This window comes from Pseudomonas guineae, assembly GCF_900113745.1.
In the GTDB taxonomy this organism is placed as follows: domain Bacteria; phylum Pseudomonadota; class Gammaproteobacteria; order Pseudomonadales; family Pseudomonadaceae; genus Aquipseudomonas; species Aquipseudomonas guineae.
The window spans coordinates 151,049-171,300 of the sequence record NZ_FOQL01000003.1 but is presented as its reverse complement, the minus strand read 5'-3'; the positions used below and the strand labels follow the sequence as shown (position 1 = coordinate 171,300).

Here is a 20,252-nt window from a genome sequence, read left to right as displayed (position 1 = left end):
GGATTACCCCATGATGAAAGGTGGCATGGCCGGCCTGATGAAGCAGGCTCAGCAGATGCAGGAAAAAATGCAGAAGATGCAGGAAGAGCTGGCGAACGCCGAAGTAACCGGTCAATCCGGTGCTGGCTTGGTCAGCGTGGTCATGACTGGGCGTCACGATATCAAGCGTGTCAGTCTGGATGACAGTCTGATGCAAGAAGACAAGGAAATCCTTGAGGACCTAATTGCCGCTGCGGTGAACGATGCCGTGCGCAAGGTTGAGCAGAACAGTCAGGATAAGATGTCTGGTGTGACGGCGGGTATGCAGATGCCTCCAGGCTTCAAGATGCCGTTCTAAAAAGCTATCCCGGCTAGCGCAGATGACTGCGCTGCAAGCGCGTGTAGGCGTCCTCAGTCTGCACTCGCTCATTGTTAGCTCTGCAAGTCTAAACAACCTGTAGGGTGGCTGACTAGCAAGCGCTTGAGTCTTTGTCGTCGTTGAGTATGCCCCTATGAGCTTTAGCCCGCTGATCCGCCACCTGATTGACTCTCTACGCATTCTTCCCGGCGTTGGGCAAAAGACCGCTCAACGTATGGCGTTACAGATGCTTGAGCGTGATCGGACTGGGGCGCTGCGTCTGGCCCAGGCGCTAACCCAAGCGATGAACGGTGTCGGGTACTGCAAGCAATGCCGCAGTTTGAGCGAGGAGGATGAGTGCCAGATTTGTCTTGATCCGCGTCGTGATGATCGTCTGCTGTGCGTCGTTGAAGGGCCAATGGATGTTTATGCCGTCGAGCACACCGGGTTTCGTGGGCGCTACTTTGTGCTCAAGGGGCACTTGTCGCCACTCGATGGTCTAGGGCCGGAGGCGATAGGCATTCCCGAACTGCTAGCGCGCATCGCAGTAGGAAGTTTCGATGAAGTGATTCTAGCAACCAACCCAACGGTCGAGGGTGAGGCTACAGCGCATTACATCGCTCAGCTGTTGGCGGGAAAAGGTCTGATTGCTTCGCGCATTGCCCACGGTATGCCGTTGGGTGGTGAGCTGGAATTGGTCGACGGGGGTACCTTGGCGCACTCGATTGCTGGGCGGCGACCTATTCTGCTTTAGGCTGCGATTGGCGAGCGACTCGATTACCGTTGGCGCCGTTTTAAGCATTTCCTTGTAAACCAAGCAAGCGCTTGGTAATTTCGCTGAAATCTCAGCGGAGTCGCCTCATGTCTGTCTTCCAGGAATATTTTGATGACTCGCACCAGTTGGTGCGCGATTCAGTTCGGCGTTTTGTCGAGCGTGAAATTCTGCCGCATATCAATGAGTGGGAGGAAGCTGAGGAGTTTCCTCGTGAGCTATATCTGAAGGCCGGTGCGGCTGGGATTCTCGGCATCGGTTACTCGGAAGCGTTTGGAGGTAGTCATGAGGGTGATGTGTTTGCCAAGGTTGCTGCCAGTGAGGAGTTGATGCGCTCCGGCTCTGGCGGTCTCGTGGCTGGGCTTGGCTCGTTGGATATCGGCTTGCCACCCGTGGTGAAGTGGGCCAGGCCTGAGTTGCGTGAACGCATTGTTCCGCAGGTACTTGCGGGTGAAAAGATTATGGCGCTGGCGGTGACCGAACCATCGGGTGGTTCTGATGTGGCCAATCTAAAAACACGAGCTGTGCGTGAGGGTGATTTTTACCGTGTTACAGGTAGCAAAACTTTTATTACCAGTGGTGTGCGAGCCGATTATTACACGGTTGCCGTGCGTACCGGTGGTGATGGTTTTGGCGGCGTCAGCTTGCTGGTGGTGGAGAAGGGTACACCTGGCTTCACCGTTGGCCGCAAACTGAAGAAAATGGGCTGGTGGGCATCTGACACGGCCGAGTTGTTCTTCGACGACTGCAAGGTTCCAGTCGGTAACCTTATTGGTGTTGAAAACATGGGCTTCGCCTGCATCATGGCTAACTTCCAGAGTGAGCGCTTGTCATTGGCCATCATGGCCAACATGACTGCGCAACTGGCACTCGAGGAGGCATTGGGCTGGGCCAAGGCGCGTGAAGCGTTCGGCAAGCCGATCGGCAAGTTCCAGGTGCTCAAGCATCGCTTGGCAGAGATGGCCACTCAGCTGGAAGTGTCGCGTGACTTTACCTACAGACAAGCTGCGAAGATGGCTGCCGGTAAGAGTGTGATCAAAGAGATATCCATGGCCAAGAACTTTGCTACGGATATTGCCGACCGCTTGACGTACGACGCAGTGCAGATCATGGGGGGCATGGGGTATATGCGCGAAAGCCTGGTGGAGCGGCTTTACCGCGATAATCGTATTTTGTCGATTGGCGGTGGCTCACGTGAAATCATGAACGAGATCATCAGCAGGCAGATGGGCTTATAGATTCGGTCGGGGTTTCAAAAAGCAGACAAAACAAACCCCGCGAGCGCGGGGTTTGTTTTAAAGCAGGACAGAGGCTTAAGCCACCTGTACCTCTTCAGCTTGCATACCTTTCTGACCGCGAGCGGCCACGTAGGTAACAGTCTGGCCTTCTTTCAGGCTTTTGAAACCGTCGCTTTGGATAGCTTTGAAGTGAACAAAGAGATCATCGCCGCCGTTAGTCGGGGTAATGAAGCCGAAGCCTTTCTCATCGTTGAACCATTTGACGGTGCCAGTTTCGCGATTTGCCATGGTGTGTCTCTTAAATCGATACGAATTGCGGTGCCAGAGTGCTCATAGCACCTATGCGGTTTTGCTGAATACTGCAAGTCAGCTCAGCCATAATAGGCCGTTTTTACGGATAGTGTTGGTTTTAACTTTAAATAATCGCATTTTTATCAGAAAAAAATGCGACAGCCCTCTATTTGACTGGGCTGTAGGCCATTCAAGCATCTAGTAAATGATGTTGCCTACGCCCCGCATAGTGAGTTTGCTGCCCAAAAAGCTGAATGCAACGCGTCTCATTAGTGCTTTCTTGCCTGGTATAGGAACGGTACCAGCCGCTGGCTAGCTTATTAGTCGAGCAGTGTGAGGGTCACATCGATATTGCCGCGGGTGGCATTGGAGTAAGGGCAGACGATATGTGCGCGGTCGATCAAGGCCTTGGCTTGCTCGCGATCCATGCCCGGCAGGCTAATACGTAGCTCAACTTCGATACCGAAACCGTTAGCGATAGCACCAATGCCCACCACGCCTTCAATTGACACTTCAGCAGGTATAGCCAGTTTGTCGCGACCGGCGACAAATTTCATCGCGCCAATAAAACAGGCCGAATAGCCGGCTGCAAACAGCTGTTCAGGGTTGGTGCCCTGGCCACCTGCGCCACCAAGCTCTTTTGGCGTGGTCAGAGCGACATCGAGCACGCCGTCAGACGAGATGGCGCGGCCGTCACGACCGCCGGTGGCTTCTGCATAGGCGCGATAAGCAACGGTTTGAATTGACATAGTGATGTTCCTCTGCGGCGTTTAAATTCGAGTAGGATTTTAGATTGCTCACTAAAGTATTGTGCGCCAACTAAATCCTCGATAACGAATATATCGACCAACTGTTTTGCGTGCAAAGTAGTTTTATGATTATTTTGCGATAAGAAACTTCTTACCCGTTATAAGCGGGTGCTCTCGCGGGTGATGGCAATATAGAGGCGAGGTAATCGGGCGATTGGCTGATCGCCTAGCGTTTAAATAGCCTTTTGCAGGTTGTCACGCAGCGCGATCAGCTCATTTTTCAGCGTACTCAGCTCAGCCATCGATTGCTCGCTAGCACTGAGGATGCAAGTGGGAATGGCTTTGGCGCGCTCTCGCAGGGTGAGGCCTTTATCCGTTAGAAAAAGTTCTACAACGCGTTCATCGACACTGCTGCGGGTTCGCTTGAGTAGGCCTTCGGCTTCGAGGCGCTTGAGCAGGGGAGTGACAGAGCCTGGATCAGTCAGCAGGCGGCTGCTAACGTCGCCTACGGTGATGCCATCGTCTTCCCAGAGCACCATCATGGTCAGGTACTGCGGGTAGGTCAGCCCCAGCTCTTGGAGCAGGGGTTTGTAGACCTTGGTCATCATCAGCGACGTTGAGTAGAGGGCGAAGCACAGCTGATTATCGAGTAACAGTTCAGCGCAAGGTGCTTGCGTGGTCATGGAGTGCTCCGAAGGCGAAGTGCGAGTGCAGATAATTTATCGCGCTAACTACCGTTATACCAATTGAATGCGCATTGCCTTGGTTAGGGTCGGCTTCGCACCAGGTATAAATAAGCCTAGACACCCATAGCGCTGGGGCTTATTGGCTTGGCATTACTCCATGGCCTCTGGTGCTTGCTTACTGGCTTTTTTAGTCGAAAAGCGGGCGGCCAAGCGCATCGAGGCGGTCATCATTCGCTGATAGAACGCTGGACACAAGCGCTGTAGGGCATCCAATAGGTAAGCGTCTGTACCGATCAAAATGCGTCGCTTATTCGCCAGCACGCCGTTGATAATGACTTGCGCAGCCTTCTCTGGCGGGGTGCACAGCAGTTGGTCGTTAAACTGCTGGCGACCCTGATCGATATCTTGCCCGGTGACGCTGCTCAGGCTGGCGTTCATTCGTGCGGTGGTGGCGATATTGGTCTTGATCCCGCCAGGGTGAACGCAGCTCGCCGAGACACCACACTTGGCCATGTCTAACTCCTGGCGTAGCGATTCGGTAAAACCGCGTACGGCAAACTTGCTGGCGTTGTAGGCGCTCATGCCCGGTTGCGCGAATAGTCCGAAGACGCTGGAAATGTTAACGATATGACCATTACCCGACGCCTTGATATGCGGCAGGAAGGCTTTGGTGCCGTTGACCACCCCCCAAAAGTTAATGTTCATGATCCATTCATAGTCGGCGTAGTCGTTGCCTTCCACCGTGCCGCCCTGGGCCACGCCAGCGTTGTTGAAAATCACATTGACCTTGCCGAGCTCACTCACGATCAGATCGGCCCAGGCATGCACAGCTGCGCGGTCAGCAACGTTAACCACGGTTTCACTGACCTGCACCCCCAGTGTGCGAAGTTGTGCGGTTGTCTCTGCCAGCGCTTGTGCGTCAACATCGCAAAGGGCTAGCTGGCACCCTGGCGGGCCAAGCCGAAGGCCAGCGCGCGGCCGATGCCGGAGCCTGCCCCCGTGATAGCAGCTACCTTGTTTTCAAACGACTTCATGCGCGGGTCTCCTGGCTCGTTAATCAGTAGCGCTGTTCTACGCCGAATATGTTGCGTGTGACTGACAGGATAGATTGCTAGGTGAGAGTCGCGCCGAATACCTAATCTATGCGCGATTTGAGCCCAGACACCCTCGAAGTTTGCCGCAAGTGCGTTCTCGGCCAGATTACTTAACGATGCGCTAAACGGGTCTTGCCGGTTGGTGATTACCCCTTAACCGCTAAAAGCCTGGAGCTACTGAGACGGCTATGACCTGATACGGGTCAATGTCGTTGAGGAGCTGCGCACGTATGCTAGGAGATGAATTCGCTTTGCGTACCTGAGTTGTTTTATGTTGCTCGGCAGATACTTACCTGCGCCGATAAGGATTGCCGATGATTGAAGCCGCCTGGATCGCCTTTGCTTTTGGCATGGGATTGGCTGCACGAGTTGTAGGTCTGCCACCATTGGTTGGTTACTTGGCTGCAGGTTTTGCTTTGGCTGCTGCCGGTGAGCTGCTTGGGTTTGGTCCACGTGACAGCGCTGCGTTGCAGCATATTGCCCATTTGGGCGTATTGCTGTTGCTGTTTACGGTGGGACTCAAGCTTAAGCCGAGTAATCTTGTGCGCCGTGAGGTAGTGGGTGGCGCGCTGCTGCACTTTGTTATTTCCAGTGTGGTGTTTCTCCCCGCGATCATGTTGCTGCTTGAGTTGCCTTGGCACCAATGCCTGTTGCTGGCCATGGCCTTGTCGTTTTCCAGTACGGTATTGGCGGCCAAGGTACTTGAAGCCAAGCGAGAGCTGCGGGCGTTCCATGGCCGAGTGGCGATTGGCGTATTGGTGATTCAGGACATGATCGCCTTGCTGGTAATGAGCCTGGCTGCGGGGGATTTACCGTCTCCTTGGGCGTTACTGGTGTTTGGCTTACCGTTGCTGCGGCCATTTTTATTTCGCCTACTCGATGCCAGCGGCCATGAGGAACTGATGCTCTTGCTAGGCCTGCTATTGGCGCTAGCGGTTGGTGGTTTCGGTTTTGAGCAATTGGGGCTGAGCTCAGAGCTGGGTGCGCTGGCGTTCGGTGCGTTGTTGGCCAAGCATAAGCGCGCCACCGAGCTGTCTAACTCCCTGTGGGGGATCAAAGAAGTCTTCTTGGTCGGCTTCTTTCTGCAGATCGGTATTGGCGGGCTTCCGGATGCTGACGCCCTGAAGTTTGCCCTGGTCATGACGCTGTTATTACCGCTCAAAGGTGTGTTGTTCTTCTTTCTGTTCCTACTTTTTCGCTTGCGCGCGCGCAGCGCCTTCCTCACCAGCATTAGCCTGACCAATTACAGTGAGTTCGGCTTGATTATGGTTAGCGTGGTCATGCCTCAGTGGCTGATACCGCTGGCCATTTCGGTGGCGTTATCCTTTGTTATCTCGGCACCACTCAACCGTGTTGCTCACCCGCTTTACGAGTGGCTGGCTAAGCGACTGATCCCCTTTGAACGCAATATTCGCCATCCCGACGAGCAGCCCCTGTCTTTGGGTGATGCGCAGACCCTGGTGATGGGCATGGGGCGAACCGGGCGCGCTGCTTACGATTATTTAACCGAGCAGGGCTATCGCGTGGTGGGGCTGGACTCCGACCCGGTGGTGATTGAACAGAGCAAGGTTGCTGGGCGTGAAGTGCTGTTCGCCGATGGCGAGGACTCGGTGTTTTGGCAGCATTTGGATATGCCCGGGATTGATGCAGTGATTCTTACGCTCAACGATGAAGAGGCAAAGATTATTGCGACGCAGAAACTCCGCGCGCGTGGCTTTAACGGCCTGGTGGTGTCCCATGCCTTGTACGAAGACATTGCTAGGCGTATCCAAGATGCAGGAGCAGACCGGACCTACCTGACCATGAGCGAAGCTGGCTCTGGCTTGGCTGAACATGTGATCAGAACGCTGGAAACCCGCACCGAGGCCTCCTGAAGGCCTTGATCTCAGCCTACGTGAGGTGAGAAGGCCACGGATACGCCTGCTGAGAAACGCAAACGCCCGCAAAAAGCGGGCGTTTGTCTGTATGACGATTACTGATCGTTTAGGGCGAAGCAGGTCAACGCGAACGTTGGGATGCCACTGTCCTGCAGCTTCTGCGAGCCACCAAGCTCGGGTAGATCGATGATTGCTGCCGCCTCGATGATGCTTGCGCCCATGCGCCGGACTAATTGTACGGCCGCGAGCAGGGTACCGCCGGTGGCGATCAGGTCATCGAAAATAAGCACTTTGTCGCCTTCGCAAAGGCTGTCGGCATGCACTTCAAGCTTGGCTTCACCGTATTCGGTTTTATAGCTCTCGCTGAGTACGTCGGCGGGTAGTTTACCTTCCTTGCGAAACAGAACCAGCGGCTTGTTCAGCTCATAAGCGATGATCGAGCCAATCAGAAAGCCGCGTGCATCCATGGCTCCGATGTGGCTGAAGTCTGCTTCAACGTAACGCTGAATAAAACTGTCAGCAACCATGCGCAAGGCACGTGGCGACTGAAAAAGCGGCGTTATATCGCGAAAGATCACCCCTGGCTTGGGGAAGTCCACCACCGGGCGGATCAGTGTTTTGATGCTGAATTCGTCGAAGGTCATGTGTTTGGTCCTGCGCTGGGCGGTTCTGTCAGCCGTCGAGATTACCGCCGGCCAGGGCGCACAGTTCGATGGGGTCGAGGATCTGTACTTCTTTGCCTTCGGCTTCAAGCAGCTTGTTCTGTTGGAAGCGGGTGAAAACCCGCGATACGGTTTCGACCGCAAGACCTAAATAGTTGCCAATTTCGTTACGCGACATGGCCAGGCGAAACTGATTGGCCGAGAAGCCGCGTGCGCGGAAGCGTGCTGAGAGGTTAACCAAGAAGGTGGCGATGCGTTCATCGGCAGTTTTCTTCGACAGCAGCAACATCATCTGCTGATCGTCGCGGATCTCTCGGCTCATAACGCGCATCAGCTGGCGGCGCAGTTGCGGCAGTTGTACCGACAACTCGTCGAGACGCTCGAAGGGGATTTCACACACCGAGGTGGTCTCTAGCGCCACAGCCGAGACGGGGTAGGCTTCACTGTCCATGCCCGACAAGCCGACCAGTTCGCTGGGCAGATGAAAGCCGGTGATCTGCTCATCGCCGCCGTCGCTCAGGCTGAATGTTTTAAGCGTGCCGGAGCGCACGGCGAACACCGAACTGAAGGTGTCGCCCTGGCGGAACAGAAACTCGCCCTTTTTCAGTGGTCGACCGCGTTTGACGATGTCGTCGAGAGCGTCCATGTCCTCCATGTTCAGCGAGAGTGGCAGGCACAAGCTCGACAGGCTGCAATCCTTGCAATGCGCTTGATGGGGTGCGTGCAACTTGATGCTTTCGGACATCACGGGTGATCCTGGATAAACACACAATAGCCGTAAGGTTACAGCAGGGCGCATTGCAGGGCCACTAGGACGCAAGTCTTAAGAGAATCTCCAAAATCTTGAGGGGTTATCCGGGTGCGACAGCGTCCGCACCGTTAAAGGTTAGATCACCCGGGAAAAACGTTGCCGGCTGACATCACCCATGTAGCGATCAAATAGCATGCACAACGAGCGCACCATTAGACGACCGGCGGGCTGCACGTCGATGCCTTGGGCGCTCAACTCAATCAGGCCATCACTGGCCATCTGCTGGAGTGGCGGCCAGATCTCGGCAAAGTAACTGCGAAAGTCGATGGCATAGACCTGCTCGATATCGGCAAAGCGCAGCTGGAAATGACAGATCAGCTGCTGGATCACCGCACGCCGTAGGCGGTCGTCGGCATCGCAGTGCAGGCCACGCAGGGTAGCCAGCTCGCTATGGCCGAGGCTGTCTTGGTACTTGCTCAGGTCGCTGCTGTTCTGGCAATAGAGGTCGCCAATTTGGCTGATCGATGACACGCCTAGGCCAATCAGGTCGCAATGGCCGTGGGTGGTATAGCCCTGGAAGTTACGTTGCAAGCTGCCATCTTCCTGAGCGCTGGCCAGTTCGTCATCGGGCAGAGCGAAATGATCCATACCGATATAGCGGTAACCGGCGGCGTTAAGTTGCTCGATGCTGGCCTGCAGCATAGCCAGCTTGTCGCCTGGGCTGGGCAGGTCGCTGGTGTTGATGCGCCGCTGCGGCATAAAGCGTTCGGGCAAGTGGGCGTAGTTGAATAGCGATAGGCGATCGGGTTGCAGGGCTATGATTTCGTCCACCGTGCGGGCGAAGCGTTCTGGCGTTTGCAGCGGTAGACCGTAAATCAGATCGATATTTACCGAGCGGAACTGTAGGGTGCGCGCGGCTTCGATGATGGCGCGGGTTTCTTCCAGAGTCTGTAGGCGATTGACTGCTCGCTGTACGGCCGGGTCGAGGTCTTGCACGCCTAGGCTGACGCGGTTAAAGCCCAATTCACGGAGCAGGCCCATGGTCGACCAATCCGCTTCACGCGGGTCGATCTCAATGCTGTAATCACCAGAATCGTCATCGAGCAGATTGAAATGCTGGCGCAAGTGAGTCATCAGATGGCGCAGTTCATCGTGACTAAGAAAAGTCGGCGTGCCGCCGCCGAAGTGCAGCTGTTCAACCTTTTGTTTTTGGTCGAGATGACGGCTGATGATCTCGACTTCGCGTTCGAGCTTTTCCAGGTAAGGCTGAGCGCGCCCGCGATCCTTGGTGATCACCTTGTTACAGGCGCAGTAGTAGCAAATGTGCGCGCAGAACGGGATGTGCACATACAGTGACAGCGGGCGCAAGGCTTTGCGGCTATCACGCAGGGCGTGCAGCAGATCGAACTGGCTGACGCGCTCATGGAATTGCACGGCAGTCGGGTAGGAGGTGTAGCGCGGTCCGGCCTGGTCGTAGCGACTGATCAGATTGCTGTCCCACTGGATAGCGTTGAGCATGCGGGTATTCCCGGTTTGGCTTTCAATACCGGGGAGTCTAAGTGCGACACGTTGGGGGTGTTTTGACCTGTATCAAGCGGCTGCGTGCTTTGGTCGATTGCCGATCAGTGGCCCATTAGCCAGTGTTGGTGCGGGCCGGGCAGGGTCCACAGGCCGAACAAGATAACCAAAATACCGCCGGCCATGCGGATGCCTCGCTTGCGCAGCAGGGCCGTTAGACGTTCGGCGGCTAGGCCGGTGGTCAGTAGAACTGGCAAGGTGCCCAAACCGAAGGCTAGCATCAGTGCGGCGCTGTCGAGCGCGTTGCCCTGGCTCGCGGCCCATAACAGGGTGCTGTAAACCAAGCCGCAGGGTAGCCAGCCCCACAGGCTACCCAGTACTAACGCGCGGGGCAGGCTGGTGACCGGCATAAAACGTCGGGTTAGGGGTTGGATGTAGCGCCATATGCCACGACCGAGTGCTTCGATACGGGTCAGGCCGCTCCACCAGCCGGCAAGGTAAAGGCCCATGGCAATCAGCAGCAGTGCGGCAACAACGCGTAGGCTGGTAACCAGGGGGCTGCCGGCTACTACCCAGCCGGCCAGACCGAGTAATAGACCAGCCAGGCTATAGCTGAAAATACGCCCTAGGTTGTAGGCCAGTAGCAGCTGAAAGCGCCGTGCGCGTTGCTCGGGCGGAATGGCCAAGGTGAGGGCGCTCATGAGGCCGCCGCACATCCCTAAGCAATGGCCGCCACCGAGCAGGCCGAGGATCATGGCCGAGACCAGCAGCGGTAGCAGTTCAAGCACGTGGAGGTACCTGCGGTTCTTTCTCCGCGTCTTGCTGCTGGACTTGGGTAACAGCTGCTTTGTGCTTAGGGTCTTCGTCGTCGAACAGAATGCTGTGTGCCGGGCCGTCGAGGTCGTCGTACTGGCCGCTGTCTACCGCCCAAAAGAACAGCCAGATGGCAAAGCCTACTAACGCAATTGCGACCGGAATCAGGATATAGAGGGCGGGCATAAGGTCTCCAGGTACGGCTTGGGTGAGGCGTGAACCACCCTAAGGGCGCGTCAGCCTTAAGGCATTAAGGACGACCAGCAGTGAGCTGACCGACATGCCCAGCGCGGCCCAGATCGGGGTAATCCAGCCGATGGCGGCGAAGGGCAGCACCAGGCCATTGTACAGACTGGCCCAAGCGAGATTTTCGATGATCACCCTGCGGGTTCTTTGCGCCATGTGTAGCGCCTGCACCAGGCTGCTCAGCCGGTTGGAGAGCAGTACTGCATCGGCGCTGGTTTTCGCCAGGTCGGTGGCGCTGCCCATGGCCACGCTGATGTCGGCAGCGGCCAGGACGGGCACATCATTGACCCCGTCACCCAGCATCAAGACTCGGCGGCCCTGACTGTGCAGCCGTTTCAGTTCGGTCAGTTTGGCATCGGGCGTTAGTCCGCCACGTGCATCATCGATACCCAGTTGACGCGCCACTTCGGCGACCATGGGCGAGCTGTCGCCGGACAGCAGCATAATCTGCCAGCCCTTGGTTTTGGCCATGGCGATTAATTGCGGTGCATCGTCACGCAGGCGGTCATCGAGCACAAACCAGGCCAGCGGCCCATGCTCGTCGCCGAGCAGCAGCCATTGACCGTGCTCACCGGTAATCGCGGGGACGGCATGAGCGCTCAGTACGCAGACGAAGTCCGCCTGACCGATACGCAATAAACGCTCCCCGACACGGCCCTGCAAACCGAGACCTGGATGGCTGTCGACTTGCTCAGCCGCTTCGGGGGCCTGGCCGAAAGCGCGAGCAATCGGATGTTCTGAACGATTTTCTAACGCTGCAGCCAGGGCCAGACAGCTGTCTGCATCTAGTTCGCGCAGAGGATGGATGGCGCTAAGTGTCAGGCGACCTTCAGTCAGGGTGCCGGTCTTATCCAGCACCAAAGTGTCGATCTGATTAAGGCCTTCAAGTACATGGCCACGGGTCAGCAACATGCCCAACTTGTGTAGCGAGCCAGTGGCAGCAGTCAGTGCGGTGGGCGTTGCCAGTGCGAGGGCGCAAGGGCAGGTGGCGACCAGTAGGGCGAGGACAATCCAGAAGGCGCGTGATGGATCGAGCTGCCACCAGACCAAGCCGACTAAGGCGGCAACCACCAACACAATCAGCAGGAACCACTGCGCGACCTGATCGGCCAGCACTGCGAGGCGTGGTTTGTCGTTCTGTGCGCGTTCCAGCAAGCGAACGATGGCCGACAGTCGAGTTGCGTCACCTAGGGCCTGTACTTCGACCGTGAGCGGCCCGTCAACGTTGAGGGTTCCAGCGGTCACGGCATCGCCAGGGTTGCGTGCGAGTGGCAGGTATTCGCCGGTCAGCAGTGACTCATCGACACTCGACTGACCTTGCACAATGCGCCCGTCAGCAGGCAGTAGGGCGCCTGGTGGTACCAGTACCTGATCGCCTACGTGCAGCTCGCTGAGCAGAATGCGTTGGCTCTGACCCTGGGCATCCAAACGCAGGCAGGATGCGGGTAACAGGTTGACCAGTTGAGCGGTCGCCGCGGCCGTGCGCTCGCGGGCGCGGCGCTCCAGGTAACGGCCGGCCAGGAGGAAGAGGGCGAACATGCCGACGGCGTCGAAATACAGCTCACCTTGGCCGGAAATGGTTGACCAGATACCGGCGATGTAGGCACCGCCAATTGCTAGGGATACCGACACATCCATGGTCAGGTGGCGGGTGCGCAGGTCGCGCAGCGCGCCACGGAAGAATTGACCGCAGCAGTAGAAAACAATCGGGGTGGTCAGAAACAGGCTGACCCAGCGCAGGATCTTATCCAGCTCGGGAGATAGATCGATATTGAATTCCGGCCAGGTCGCCATGGTCGCCATCATTACCTGCATCCACAGCATGCCGGCAACGCCCAGCTCACGCATGGCGCGGCGGTTCTCGCGTTGCAATTGTTCGGCGGCCGCGTCGGCCTGCCAGGGGTGGGCGGCGTAGCCTATCTTACGCAGCGCCTTGATTAGGCTGCTGAGTGGTAACTGGCTGTCGGCCCAGCGTACCTGCAGGCGGTGGTTGGAGAGGTTGAGATGCGCTTCGCTGACGCCTGGGATGCCTCGCAGGTGCTTTTCAATCAGCCAGCCGCAGGCCGCGCAGCTGATGCCCTCAATCAGCAGGCAGGTTTCACTGAGTTCGCCGTCATGCTCGACAAAGGGCTGCTGCACATCGCTGCGGTCATATAAGGCCAGTTCGTCCGGCAAGGCCTGGGGCAGGCTCTGCGGGTTGGCGGCGCTTTCACTGCGGTGCGTGTAGTAATGCTCCAGGCCGCCACTGATGATGGCTTCGGCCACTGCCTGGCAACCCGGGCAGCACATCTCACGGGTTGCACCCAGTACCTGGATTTGGAAACGGCCGCCGCTTGGGGCCGGCAAGCCGCAGTGGTAGCAGGGGGTTGGATTGGTCATCGTTGAGCTTATTGGGCATCCCCAAGGAGGATGTTCTGACCACTTTGTACGTTTTCTTCTTCGAATAGACGCCAGTCTTTGCCGCCTTCCTGGCCGATCAGTTCGATAAAGCGCCGGCCCTGTACGGGATCGATCATCTGCCCGCTGTAACTGCCGTCGGCCTGAGGTTGCAGGATTACCCGGCGGTCACGCTCCGGTTGGGTCGGCGAAATCAGGTTGAGCACTAACTGCTGAGGGCGGCTGTTGCCGTTCAACTGCAGGGTGGCGGTACCGTTGTCATCGTTGAGTAGCAGGCTGGCATGCAGCTTGAGGCGGATCGCATGGTTCTCCCGCTCCAACGACTGGTTGATGCCTTTGCCGACATCGTAATAGTCATCAGAAATCAGCCCTGGCGGGTTCCGCGTGGCGATGGTCAGCAGGGTCAGCCCCTGAATCACTGAATAGGCCAGCAGGCCAATCAGGAACCAAGGCCAGAACTGCTTGTACCAAGGCTTGATGATCTCGGCGTTTTTTTCAGCTATGGGCTCGGTCATGATCTTCTCTGGTCAGCGTACGCTGGGGCCGATAAAGCGGCTGGCGGCGTGGGTTTGGATACTTGGATCATCCACCGCGTGCAGGCGGAAGCTGATTTCATTGGCGCTCGAAGGCAGTTTTTCCGGCTCGATGGACAGTTCCACAGGCAGCGAGAGCACTTCGCCAGCCAATGCTTTGATCTCACGCTTGCCCTCATACACCAGGCCGTCTAGGCCGTCGGCTTCGATCCGGAAGGTCACTTCGTGCTGGGCCTTGTTCATGATCTTCAGGGTGTAAACGTTTTCGATCCGGCCTTCTTCGTTTTCGCGGTAAAGCACACGGTCTTTGAGTACATCCAGTTCCACCAGTGAGCGATCAACGATGGCCCAGCTAAAGACACAAAACATGGCCAGCAGGGCGATGGCGTAGCCAATCAGGCGTGGCCGTACCAGCTGGGTCTTTTGTCCGGAGAGGTTGTGTTCGGTGGTGTAGCTGATCAGACCTTTCGGGTAGTTCATCTTGTCCATGATGCTGTCGCACGCATCGATACAAGCCGCGCAACCGATGCATTCGATTTGCAGTCCATCGCGAATATCAATGCCGGTGGGGCAGACGTGCACGCACATCTTGCAGTCAATGCAGTCGCCTAAGCCGTCAGCCTTGTAATCAGTATCACGCTTACGTGGACCGCGCTGCTCGCCGCGCCGAGGGTCATAGGAAACGATCAGGGTGTCCTGGTCGAACATCACGCTCTGGAAACGTGCATAGGGGCACATGTAAATGCACACCTGCTCTCGCAGGTAACCGGCATTGCCATAGGTAGCCAGGGTAAAGAAACCGACCCAGAACAACGCCCAGCCGCCAGCTTGTAGGGTGAACAGATCAGGGATTAGCTCGCGAATTGGGGTGAAGTAGCCGACAAAGGTGATCGCAGTAACAAGTGACACGCCGACCCAGATGCCGTGCTTGCCTAGCTTGCGCAAGAACTTCTGCGAGGTCATCGGTGCCTTGTCGAGTTTCATGCGCTGATTACGATCACCTTCGGTGACCTTTTCCGCCCACATGAATACCCAGGTGAAGACGCTCTGTGGGCAGGTGTAACCGCACCAGACGCGGCCAGCAAATACGGTGATAAAGAACAGGCCGAAGGCAGCGATGATCAGTAGAGCCGAGAGCAGGACAAAATCCTGTGGCCAGTAGGTGGCACCGAAGATATGGAACTTGCGCTCCGGCAGGTTCCACCAGACGGCCTGACGGCCATTCCAGGTCAACCATACGGTGCCGAAGTACAACAGGAAGAGGGCTGCACCACCGAGCATGCGCAAGTTGCGGAAAATACCGGTGAAGGAGCGGGTGTAGATTTTCTCGCGGTTGGCGTACAGGTCAACAATTTCGACCTTGGCCTGGGCAGGGGTGACGTCTTTAACGGGGATCTGTGCGCTCATCAATGGGTACCACGGCGAATGATTGGCTGCTCCTGCCGATACGTGTCGGTGGGAGTCATACGGGCTCTTGCGCTATGGTACGCCTGACGATTGCCCGACAGGTGCGACCTGCGGTCGCGCCTGTCGGGCCAGAGAATTACTTCTCGGTTTTACCTTGCGACAGGCTGTACACGTAAGCCGCTAGCAGATGCACTTTGTCATTGCCGAGGAAGTCTTCCTGGGCTGGCATCTTGCCGTTGCGACCATAGCGCAGCGTTTGTTGCACTTGAGCGAAGCTGGAACCGTAGAGCCAGACTTTGTCGGTCAGGTTAGGTGCGCCCATGGCCTGTTGGCCCTTACCTTCAGCGCCATGACAGACTGCACAATTGGTCGCGAAGATGTTTTGACCTGCGGCAAGGTCGACCTCAATATTTTCTGGATTTTTCAAGCCAGAAAAGGTGCGGATATAGCCGGCAACGTTGCGGATGCCTTCTTCACCAATGCTGTCCTTCCACGCAGGCATGGCAGCCTGGCGCCCCTTCAGCAGAGTGGTTTTGATGGTTTCTGGCTCGCCGCCATACAGCCAATCGTTGTCTGTCAGGTTAGGGAAGCCGTAGGCACCCTTGGCATCGGAACCGTGGCAAACTGAGCAGTTGGACGCAAACAGGCGGCCGCCCATTTTCAGCGCTTGCTCGTCCTGAGCCACTTGCTCGATCGGCATGGCGGCGTATTTGGCGAAGATAGGGCCGTACTGCGCATCAGCTTTGGCCATCTCTTTTTCCCACTGGTGCACACCGGTCCAGCCCGCATTACGCTCTGCGCCGCCAGCGATTTCGATGTTAGTGGCGAAGGGCGTCTTGGCCTCGGTATCGAGGTGCTCGTAGCCAGGCAACAAACCTTTCCAGTTACCCAAGCCCGGGTAGAGCACGAGGTAGCCGAGGGCAAAGATGATGGTGCCGACAAACAGCATGAACCACCACTTGGGCAGCGGGTTGTCGAACTCTTCGATACCGTCAAAAGAGTGGCCGACGGTTTCTTCGGTGGTTTCTTCGCGCTGGCCCTTGCGGGTGCCGAAGACCAACCAAGTCAGGGCAAAGATGGTGCCCAGAGACAGAATGGTTACGTACCAACTCCAGAACGTGGTCATTGGTTATTGCTCCTGGAAGATTGCTCGTCACGATCAACGGGTTTTGGGTCATCGGCAAAAGGCAGGTTGGCAGCTTCATCGAAGTTCGATTTACGCTTGCTGCTGTAGGCCCAGAGCACCACAGAAATAAAAGCAATGAACACCACTGCAGTGCCTATGCCGCGAATGGTCCCGACGTCCGTGAGGAAAGAAGGCATCGTGAGTTACCGCTTATTCTTGATGGAGGTGCCAAGAACCTGTAGGTACGCCACCAGTGCGTCCATTTCGGTCTTGCCTTTCACCGCGTCCTTGGCCCCTGCGATGTCTTCATCGGTATACGGGATGCCAAAGCCACGCATGACTTCCATCTTTTTGGCGGTGTCCTTACCGTCAAGCTTGTGCTCGACCAAGAAGGGGTATGCCGGCATTTTGGATTCAGGCACCACGTTGCGCGGGTTGTACAGGTGCGCACGCTGCCATTCATCCGAGTAGCGTCCGCCAACACGTGCCAGGTCTGGGCCGGTCCGCTTGGAACCCCACAGGAATGGGTGATCCCAGACGCTTTCACCGGCTACCGAGTAGTGACCGTAGCGTTCGGTTTCCGCACGGAATGGACGGATCATCTGCGAGTGGCAACCAACACAACCGTTAGCGATATATACGTCGCGGCCTTCCAGTTGCAACGCGGTGTAGGGCTTAAGGCCTTCCACCGGCTCATTGGTCACGTCCTGGAAAAACAGCGGAACGATTTGAGTCAGGCCACCGATGCTGACGGCCAGAACCATCAGCAACGCCATCAGGCCAATATTTTTCTCAATGATTTCGTGTTTCATCAGTGCGCTACTCCGACTGGAATCTGTGCAGCCACTTCGTATTCCGAAGCTTTCGCGGCACGCACGGTACGGTAAGTGTTGTAAGCCATCAGCAGCATGCCAGTGACGAAGAACGCACCACCAATCATGCGCACCACGTAGCCTGGATGGCTGGCTTCCAGCGCTTCAACGAAGGAGTAGGTGAGGGTGCCGTCTTCATTGACTGCACGCCACATCAGGCCTTGGGTGATGCCGTTAACCCACATCGAGGCGATATAAAGAACGGTGCCGATGGTGGCCAACCAGAAGTGTGCGTTGATCAGACCAACGCTATGCATCTGCGGGCGACCAAATACTTTCGGTAGCAAGTGATACAGCGCGCCGATGGAAATCATCGCAACCCAGCCGAGGGCACCGGCGTGAACGTGGCCGATGGTCCAGTCGGTGTAGTGAGACAGTGCGTTGACGGTCTTGATGGCCATCATCGGACCTTCGAAGGTCGACATGCCGTAGAACGCCAGCGATACCACCAAGAAGCGCAGGATTGGGTCGGTGCGCAGCTTATGCCAGGCGCCTGAAAGGCTCATCATGCCGTTGATCATGCCGCCCCAGCTTGGAGCCAGCAGAATGATCGACATTGCCATGCCCAAGGACTGTGCCCAATCCGGCAGTGCGGTGTAGTGCAGGTGGTGCGGGCCCGCCCAGATATACAGGGTGATCAGCGCCCAGAAGTGCACGATAGACAGGCGGTAGGAGTAGATCGGACGCTCTGCCTGCTTGGGGACGAAGTAGTACATCATGCCCAGGAAGCCAGTGGTCAGGAAGAAACCTACGGCGTTATGGCCGTACCACCACTGAATCATCGCGTCGGTCGCACCAGCATAGGCCGAGTAGGACTTGAACAGGCTGACCGGTACGGCCGCGCTGTTGACGATGTGCAGCATTGCGGTAACCAGAATGAAGGCACCGTAGAACCAGTTGCCCACATATATATGCTTGGTTTTGCGCTTCACGATAGTGCCGAAGAACACCACGGCATAAGCGACCCAGACAATCCCGAGAAGGATGTCGATTGGCCACTCGAGCTCAGCGTATTCCTTGGAACCGGTGTAACCCATAGGCAGAGTGATGACCGCTGCAACAATGACTGCTTGCCAGCCCCAGAAGACGAAGGCCGCAAGGCCGTCGGAGATCAGGCGAGCCTGGCTGGTGCGTTGCACTACATAAAAGGATGTTGCCATCAACGCACATCCGCCAAAGGCGAAGATAACCGCGTTGGTGTGTAGCGGACGCAGACGGCCGAAGGTCGTCCATTCCATGCCTAGGTTAAGTTCAGGCCACACGAGTTGCGCGGCGATGAAAACACCAAGAGACATGCCAATGACTCCCCAAATCACCGTCATTACGGCGAACTGGCGAACCACCTTGTAGTTATAAGCAGTCTGACTGATTGCTGTGCTCATTATGGGTTCCACGGTTAATGGATTTTTTAGGGGCAAAAATCGGCGGCAAGTATGTATAAAGCAGGTGCTCATTGCAACGACACAAGCCGGTGCGATAGGCGCTTTCAGCGCTGTAGACAAGCATGCACAGGGGTAGCTACATGGCATTGCCGCAGGTAACAAATGCCTTAATAGGCGTAGCGCAAAGATGGGAATCGCCTTGGAGTTATGGCAGGTGGCGACTGTGGACAAGATTAGCTCAACTCAAACGTTGCGCGTGTACTTGATCTGATGGGTGCGACTCTGGGTCGCACAGTTCGGACGGGCACCCAGGTGCTGGGAGAGGCGTTTTAGTACGCCTGGCGACATCAGGCGCCAGGCGCATGTTGCCTTTTGATCGGTTACTGCGCAGCAGCGCTCTGCTGATTCTGGCTTAGGCTCAGTACATAAGCGGCCAGCAAGTGCACTTTATCGTTACCCAGGTATTGCTCTTGCGCCGGCATTTGGCCGTTGCGACCGTGGCGGATGGTTTGCTGCAACTGCACCAGGCTGCTGCCGTAGATCCAGCCCGCTGGGCTGGTCAGGTCCGGCGCACCGAGCACGGCCATACCTTTACCTTTGGCACCATGGCAAGCCAGGCAGTTGGCGGCATAAATAGCAGCGCCCTTGTCGAGGTCATACGGTTTATCGGCGGGTAGCGACAGGTCGGCTAGGTTTTTACGCACATAGGCCGCGACTTGTTGCACGCCGTCTTCGCCGATGACCGGCGCCCAAGCGGGCATTGCGCCCATGCGGCCATTGAGAATGGTGGTCTTAATGATGGATGGCTCGCCGCCCCAGCGCCAGTGGCTGTCGGTGAGGTTAGGGAAGCCCACTGCGCCCTTGGCGTCGGAGCCATGGCAGACCGAGCAATAGGTGGCAAACATGCGGCCGCCCATTTTCAACGCCTGCTCGTCTTTGGCCACTTCCTCCAAGGGCATGGCAGCGTATTTGGCGAAGATCGGCCCGTACAGCTCATCGGCCTTGTCGACTTCGTGCTGCCACTGCTTGACCTGGGTCCAACCACCTTCGTAGCCCGGCAGCACACCTTTCCAGTTGCCCAAGCCGGGGTACAGCACCAGGTAGCCAATTGAGAAGACGATGGTGCCGACAAACAGCATGAACCACCACTTGGGCAATGGATTGTCATATTCCTCGATGCCATCGAAGGCATGACCCATGGTCTGATCTGTTGGATTCTTGTGAACTTCGCTTTTGCGGGTGGCAAAAATTAGCCAGGACAGGGCGAGCAGGGTGCCGACAGTCAGCAGGGTGATGTACCAGCTCCAGAACGTGCTCATGGGGTCTTGCTCCTTATTACTGCCAGCGGGGGTTCATCGGCAAAGGGCAGTTGTGCTGCCTGGTCGAAGGCCACGCGGCGCTTGCCGCTGTACGCCCACAGGGTGACGCAAACAAAGGACAGCAGAACCAGTGCCGTACCAATGCCGCGCATCGTGCCGATATCAATAAGTTCGAATGACAT

21 protein-coding genes and 1 pseudogene are annotated in these 20,252 nt (G+C 56.8%); 4 read left to right on the top strand and 18 right to left on the bottom strand.

Annotation, left to right across the window (positions count from 1 at the left end):
* The first annotated feature begins 10 nt into the window (after nucleotides 1-10).
* From BMZ32_RS12255 to BMZ32_RS12245, 3 genes are all read left to right on the top strand, one after another.
* Nucleotides 11-337 carry a YbaB/EbfC family nucleoid-associated protein gene (locus tag BMZ32_RS12255; protein ID WP_090242388.1) on the top strand — a complete coding sequence of 109 codons (327 nt, stop codon included), beginning with the start codon at nucleotides 11-13 and terminating at the stop codon, nucleotides 335-337.
* A gap of 154 nt (nucleotides 338-491) precedes the next feature.
* Nucleotides 492-1,091, top strand: coding sequence for a recombination mediator RecR (gene recR, locus BMZ32_RS12250; protein WP_090242387.1), 600 nt, complete (start codon nucleotides 492-494; stop codon nucleotides 1,089-1,091).
* Nucleotides 1,092-1,198: 107 nt separating this feature from the next.
* The gene (locus tag BMZ32_RS12245) at nucleotides 1,199-2,347 is read left to right on the top strand and encodes an acyl-CoA dehydrogenase family protein (protein ID WP_090242385.1); all 1,149 of its coding nucleotides are present in this window, start codon (nucleotides 1,199-1,201) and stop codon (nucleotides 2,345-2,347) included.
* A gap of 75 nt (nucleotides 2,348-2,422) precedes the next feature.
* Here BMZ32_RS12245 and BMZ32_RS12240 read toward each other — a convergent pair whose 3' ends face one another.
* From BMZ32_RS12240 to BMZ32_RS12225, 4 genes and pseudogenes are all read right to left on the bottom strand, one after another.
* Nucleotides 2,423-2,635, bottom strand: a complete 213-nt coding sequence (locus tag BMZ32_RS12240; RefSeq protein WP_069516724.1) for a cold-shock protein — start codon at nucleotides 2,633-2,635, stop codon at nucleotides 2,423-2,425.
* A 323-nt stretch (nucleotides 2,636-2,958) separates the two neighbouring features.
* Nucleotides 2,959-3,387, bottom strand: a complete 429-nt coding sequence (locus BMZ32_RS12235; RefSeq protein WP_090242383.1) for an organic hydroperoxide resistance protein — start codon at nucleotides 3,385-3,387, stop codon at nucleotides 2,959-2,961.
* A 233-nt stretch (nucleotides 3,388-3,620) separates the two neighbouring features.
* Nucleotides 3,621-4,070: a MarR family winged helix-turn-helix transcriptional regulator gene (locus tag BMZ32_RS12230; protein WP_090242381.1), complete on the bottom strand. Its 450-nt coding sequence runs from the start codon at nucleotides 4,068-4,070 to the stop codon at nucleotides 3,621-3,623.
* A 153-nt stretch (nucleotides 4,071-4,223) separates the two neighbouring features.
* A pseudogene (locus BMZ32_RS12225) lies at nucleotides 4,224-5,107 on the bottom strand (SDR family NAD(P)-dependent oxidoreductase).
* A 374-nt stretch (nucleotides 5,108-5,481) separates the two neighbouring features.
* Here BMZ32_RS12225 and BMZ32_RS12220 point away from each other — a divergent pair.
* Nucleotides 5,482-7,041, top strand: coding sequence for a cation:proton antiporter family protein (locus tag BMZ32_RS12220; RefSeq protein WP_090242379.1), 1,560 nt, complete (start codon nucleotides 5,482-5,484; stop codon nucleotides 7,039-7,041).
* Between the two features lie 98 nt (nucleotides 7,042-7,139).
* On the opposite strand, the gene BMZ32_RS12215 is transcribed toward BMZ32_RS12220, so the two are convergent.
* The 14 genes from BMZ32_RS12215 to BMZ32_RS12150 form a co-directional block, all read right to left on the bottom strand.
* Nucleotides 7,140-7,688 (bottom strand): adenine phosphoribosyltransferase, encoded by a 549-nt coding sequence (locus tag BMZ32_RS12215; protein ID WP_090242377.1) that lies wholly within the window; start codon nucleotides 7,686-7,688, stop codon nucleotides 7,140-7,142.
* Nucleotides 7,689-7,716: 28 nt separating this feature from the next.
* Entirely contained in the window at nucleotides 7,717-8,451 is a 735-nt protein-coding gene (fnr, locus tag BMZ32_RS12210; RefSeq protein ID WP_090242375.1) for a fumarate/nitrate reduction transcriptional regulator Fnr, read from the bottom strand.
* 141 nt (nucleotides 8,452-8,592) lie between these two features.
* Entirely contained in the window at nucleotides 8,593-9,975 is a 1,383-nt protein-coding gene (gene hemN / locus BMZ32_RS12205) for an oxygen-independent coproporphyrinogen III oxidase (RefSeq protein WP_090242373.1), read from the bottom strand.
* Between the two features lie 104 nt (nucleotides 9,976-10,079).
* Complete coding sequence (locus tag BMZ32_RS12200) at nucleotides 10,080-10,763, bottom strand: sulfite exporter TauE/SafE family protein (RefSeq protein WP_090242371.1); 684 nt, start codon at nucleotides 10,761-10,763, stop codon at nucleotides 10,080-10,082.
* Complete coding sequence (ccoS, locus tag BMZ32_RS12195) at nucleotides 10,756-10,974, bottom strand: cbb3-type cytochrome oxidase assembly protein CcoS (protein WP_090242369.1); 219 nt, start codon at nucleotides 10,972-10,974, stop codon at nucleotides 10,756-10,758. Before ccoS ends, BMZ32_RS12200 begins: the two co-directional genes overlap by 8 nt.
* 39 nt (nucleotides 10,975-11,013) lie before the next feature.
* Complete coding sequence (locus BMZ32_RS12190; RefSeq protein ID WP_090242367.1) at nucleotides 11,014-13,413, bottom strand: heavy metal translocating P-type ATPase; 2,400 nt, start codon at nucleotides 13,411-13,413, stop codon at nucleotides 11,014-11,016.
* Between the two features lie 8 nt (nucleotides 13,414-13,421).
* Nucleotides 13,422-13,946 (bottom strand): FixH family protein, encoded by a 525-nt coding sequence (locus BMZ32_RS12185; protein WP_090242364.1) that lies wholly within the window; start codon nucleotides 13,944-13,946, stop codon nucleotides 13,422-13,424.
* Between the two features lie 12 nt (nucleotides 13,947-13,958).
* The gene (ccoG, locus tag BMZ32_RS12180; RefSeq protein ID WP_090242362.1) at nucleotides 13,959-15,371 is read right to left on the bottom strand and encodes a cytochrome c oxidase accessory protein CcoG; all 1,413 of its coding nucleotides are present in this window, start codon (nucleotides 15,369-15,371) and stop codon (nucleotides 13,959-13,961) included.
* Nucleotides 15,372-15,507: 136 nt separating this feature from the next.
* Entirely contained in the window at nucleotides 15,508-16,497 is a 990-nt protein-coding gene (gene ccoP / locus BMZ32_RS12175; protein WP_090242360.1) for a cytochrome-c oxidase, cbb3-type subunit III, read from the bottom strand.
* The gene (locus BMZ32_RS12170; RefSeq protein WP_090242358.1) at nucleotides 16,494-16,694 is read right to left on the bottom strand and encodes a cbb3-type cytochrome oxidase subunit 3; all 201 of its coding nucleotides are present in this window, start codon (nucleotides 16,692-16,694) and stop codon (nucleotides 16,494-16,496) included. Before BMZ32_RS12170 ends, ccoP (BMZ32_RS12175) begins: the two co-directional genes overlap by 4 nt.
* Nucleotides 16,695-16,700: 6 nt before the next feature.
* On the bottom strand, nucleotides 16,701-17,309 hold the full coding sequence (ccoO, locus tag BMZ32_RS12165) for a cytochrome-c oxidase, cbb3-type subunit II (protein ID WP_090242354.1): 609 nt from the start codon (nucleotides 17,307-17,309) through the stop codon (nucleotides 16,701-16,703).
* Nucleotides 17,309-18,751 (bottom strand): cytochrome-c oxidase, cbb3-type subunit I, encoded by a 1,443-nt coding sequence (gene ccoN / locus BMZ32_RS12160; protein ID WP_090242352.1) that lies wholly within the window; start codon nucleotides 18,749-18,751, stop codon nucleotides 17,309-17,311. The genes ccoO and ccoN overlap by 1 nt, the downstream gene beginning before the upstream one ends.
* Before the next feature lie 380 nt (nucleotides 18,752-19,131).
* Nucleotides 19,132-20,070 (bottom strand): cytochrome-c oxidase, cbb3-type subunit III, encoded by a 939-nt coding sequence (ccoP, locus tag BMZ32_RS12155; RefSeq protein ID WP_090242350.1) that lies wholly within the window; start codon nucleotides 20,068-20,070, stop codon nucleotides 19,132-19,134.
* A complete protein-coding gene (locus BMZ32_RS12150; protein WP_208598716.1) occupies nucleotides 20,067-20,252 on the bottom strand; it encodes a cbb3-type cytochrome oxidase subunit 3 in 186 nt (61 codons plus the stop codon). Before BMZ32_RS12150 ends, ccoP (BMZ32_RS12155) begins: the two co-directional genes overlap by 4 nt.

What these genes read in the sequence shown, in the direction of transcription:
- hemN (WP_090242373.1), bottom strand. Translation starts at nt 9,975, where the DNA reads ATGCTCAACGCTATCCAGTGGGACAGCAATCTGATCAGTCGCTACGAC.
- BMZ32_RS12150 (WP_208598716.1), bottom strand. Translation starts at nt 20,252, where the DNA reads ATGTCATTCGAACTTATTGATATCGGCACGATGCGCGGCATTGGTACG.
- BMZ32_RS12215 (WP_090242377.1), bottom strand. Translation starts at nt 7,688, where the DNA reads ATGACCTTCGACGAATTCAGCATCAAAACACTGATCCGCCCGGTGGTG.
- BMZ32_RS12185 (WP_090242364.1), bottom strand. Translation starts at nt 13,946, where the DNA reads ATGACCGAGCCCATAGCTGAAAAAAACGCCGAGATCATCAAGCCTTGG.
- ccoG (WP_090242362.1), bottom strand. Translation starts at nt 15,371, where the DNA reads ATGAGCGCACAGATCCCCGTTAAAGACGTCACCCCTGCCCAGGCCAAG.
- ccoP (WP_090242360.1), bottom strand. Translation starts at nt 16,497, where the DNA reads ATGACCACGTTCTGGAGTTGGTACGTAACCATTCTGTCTCTGGGCACC.
- BMZ32_RS12190 (WP_090242367.1), bottom strand. Translation starts at nt 13,413, where the DNA reads ATGACCAATCCAACCCCCTGCTACCACTGCGGCTTGCCGGCCCCAAGC.
- BMZ32_RS12170 (WP_090242358.1), bottom strand. Translation starts at nt 16,694, where the DNA reads ATGCCTTCTTTCCTCACGGACGTCGGGACCATTCGCGGCATAGGCACT.
- ccoP (WP_090242350.1), bottom strand. Translation starts at nt 20,070, where the DNA reads ATGAGCACGTTCTGGAGCTGGTACATCACCCTGCTGACTGTCGGCACC.
- BMZ32_RS12240 (WP_069516724.1), bottom strand. Translation starts at nt 2,635, where the DNA reads ATGGCAAATCGCGAAACTGGCACCGTCAAATGGTTCAACGATGAGAAA.
- ccoO (WP_090242354.1), bottom strand. Translation starts at nt 17,309, where the DNA reads ATGAAACACGAAATCATTGAGAAAAATATTGGCCTGATGGCGTTGCTG.
- ccoN (WP_090242352.1), bottom strand. Translation starts at nt 18,751, where the DNA reads ATGAGCACAGCAATCAGTCAGACTGCTTATAACTACAAGGTGGTTCGC.
- BMZ32_RS12220 (WP_090242379.1), top strand. Translation starts at nt 5,482, where the DNA reads ATGATTGAAGCCGCCTGGATCGCCTTTGCTTTTGGCATGGGATTGGCT.
- fnr (WP_090242375.1), bottom strand. Translation starts at nt 8,451, where the DNA reads ATGTCCGAAAGCATCAAGTTGCACGCACCCCATCAAGCGCATTGCAAG.
- BMZ32_RS12245 (WP_090242385.1), top strand. Translation starts at nt 1,199, where the DNA reads ATGTCTGTCTTCCAGGAATATTTTGATGACTCGCACCAGTTGGTGCGC.
- recR (WP_090242387.1), top strand. Translation starts at nt 492, where the DNA reads ATGAGCTTTAGCCCGCTGATCCGCCACCTGATTGACTCTCTACGCATT.
- BMZ32_RS12255 (WP_090242388.1), top strand. Translation starts at nt 11, where the DNA reads ATGATGAAAGGTGGCATGGCCGGCCTGATGAAGCAGGCTCAGCAGATG.
- BMZ32_RS12230 (WP_090242381.1), bottom strand. Translation starts at nt 4,070, where the DNA reads ATGACCACGCAAGCACCTTGCGCTGAACTGTTACTCGATAATCAGCTG.
- ccoS (WP_090242369.1), bottom strand. Translation starts at nt 10,974, where the DNA reads ATGCCCGCCCTCTATATCCTGATTCCGGTCGCAATTGCGTTAGTAGGC.
- BMZ32_RS12235 (WP_090242383.1), bottom strand. Translation starts at nt 3,387, where the DNA reads ATGTCAATTCAAACCGTTGCTTATCGCGCCTATGCAGAAGCCACCGGC.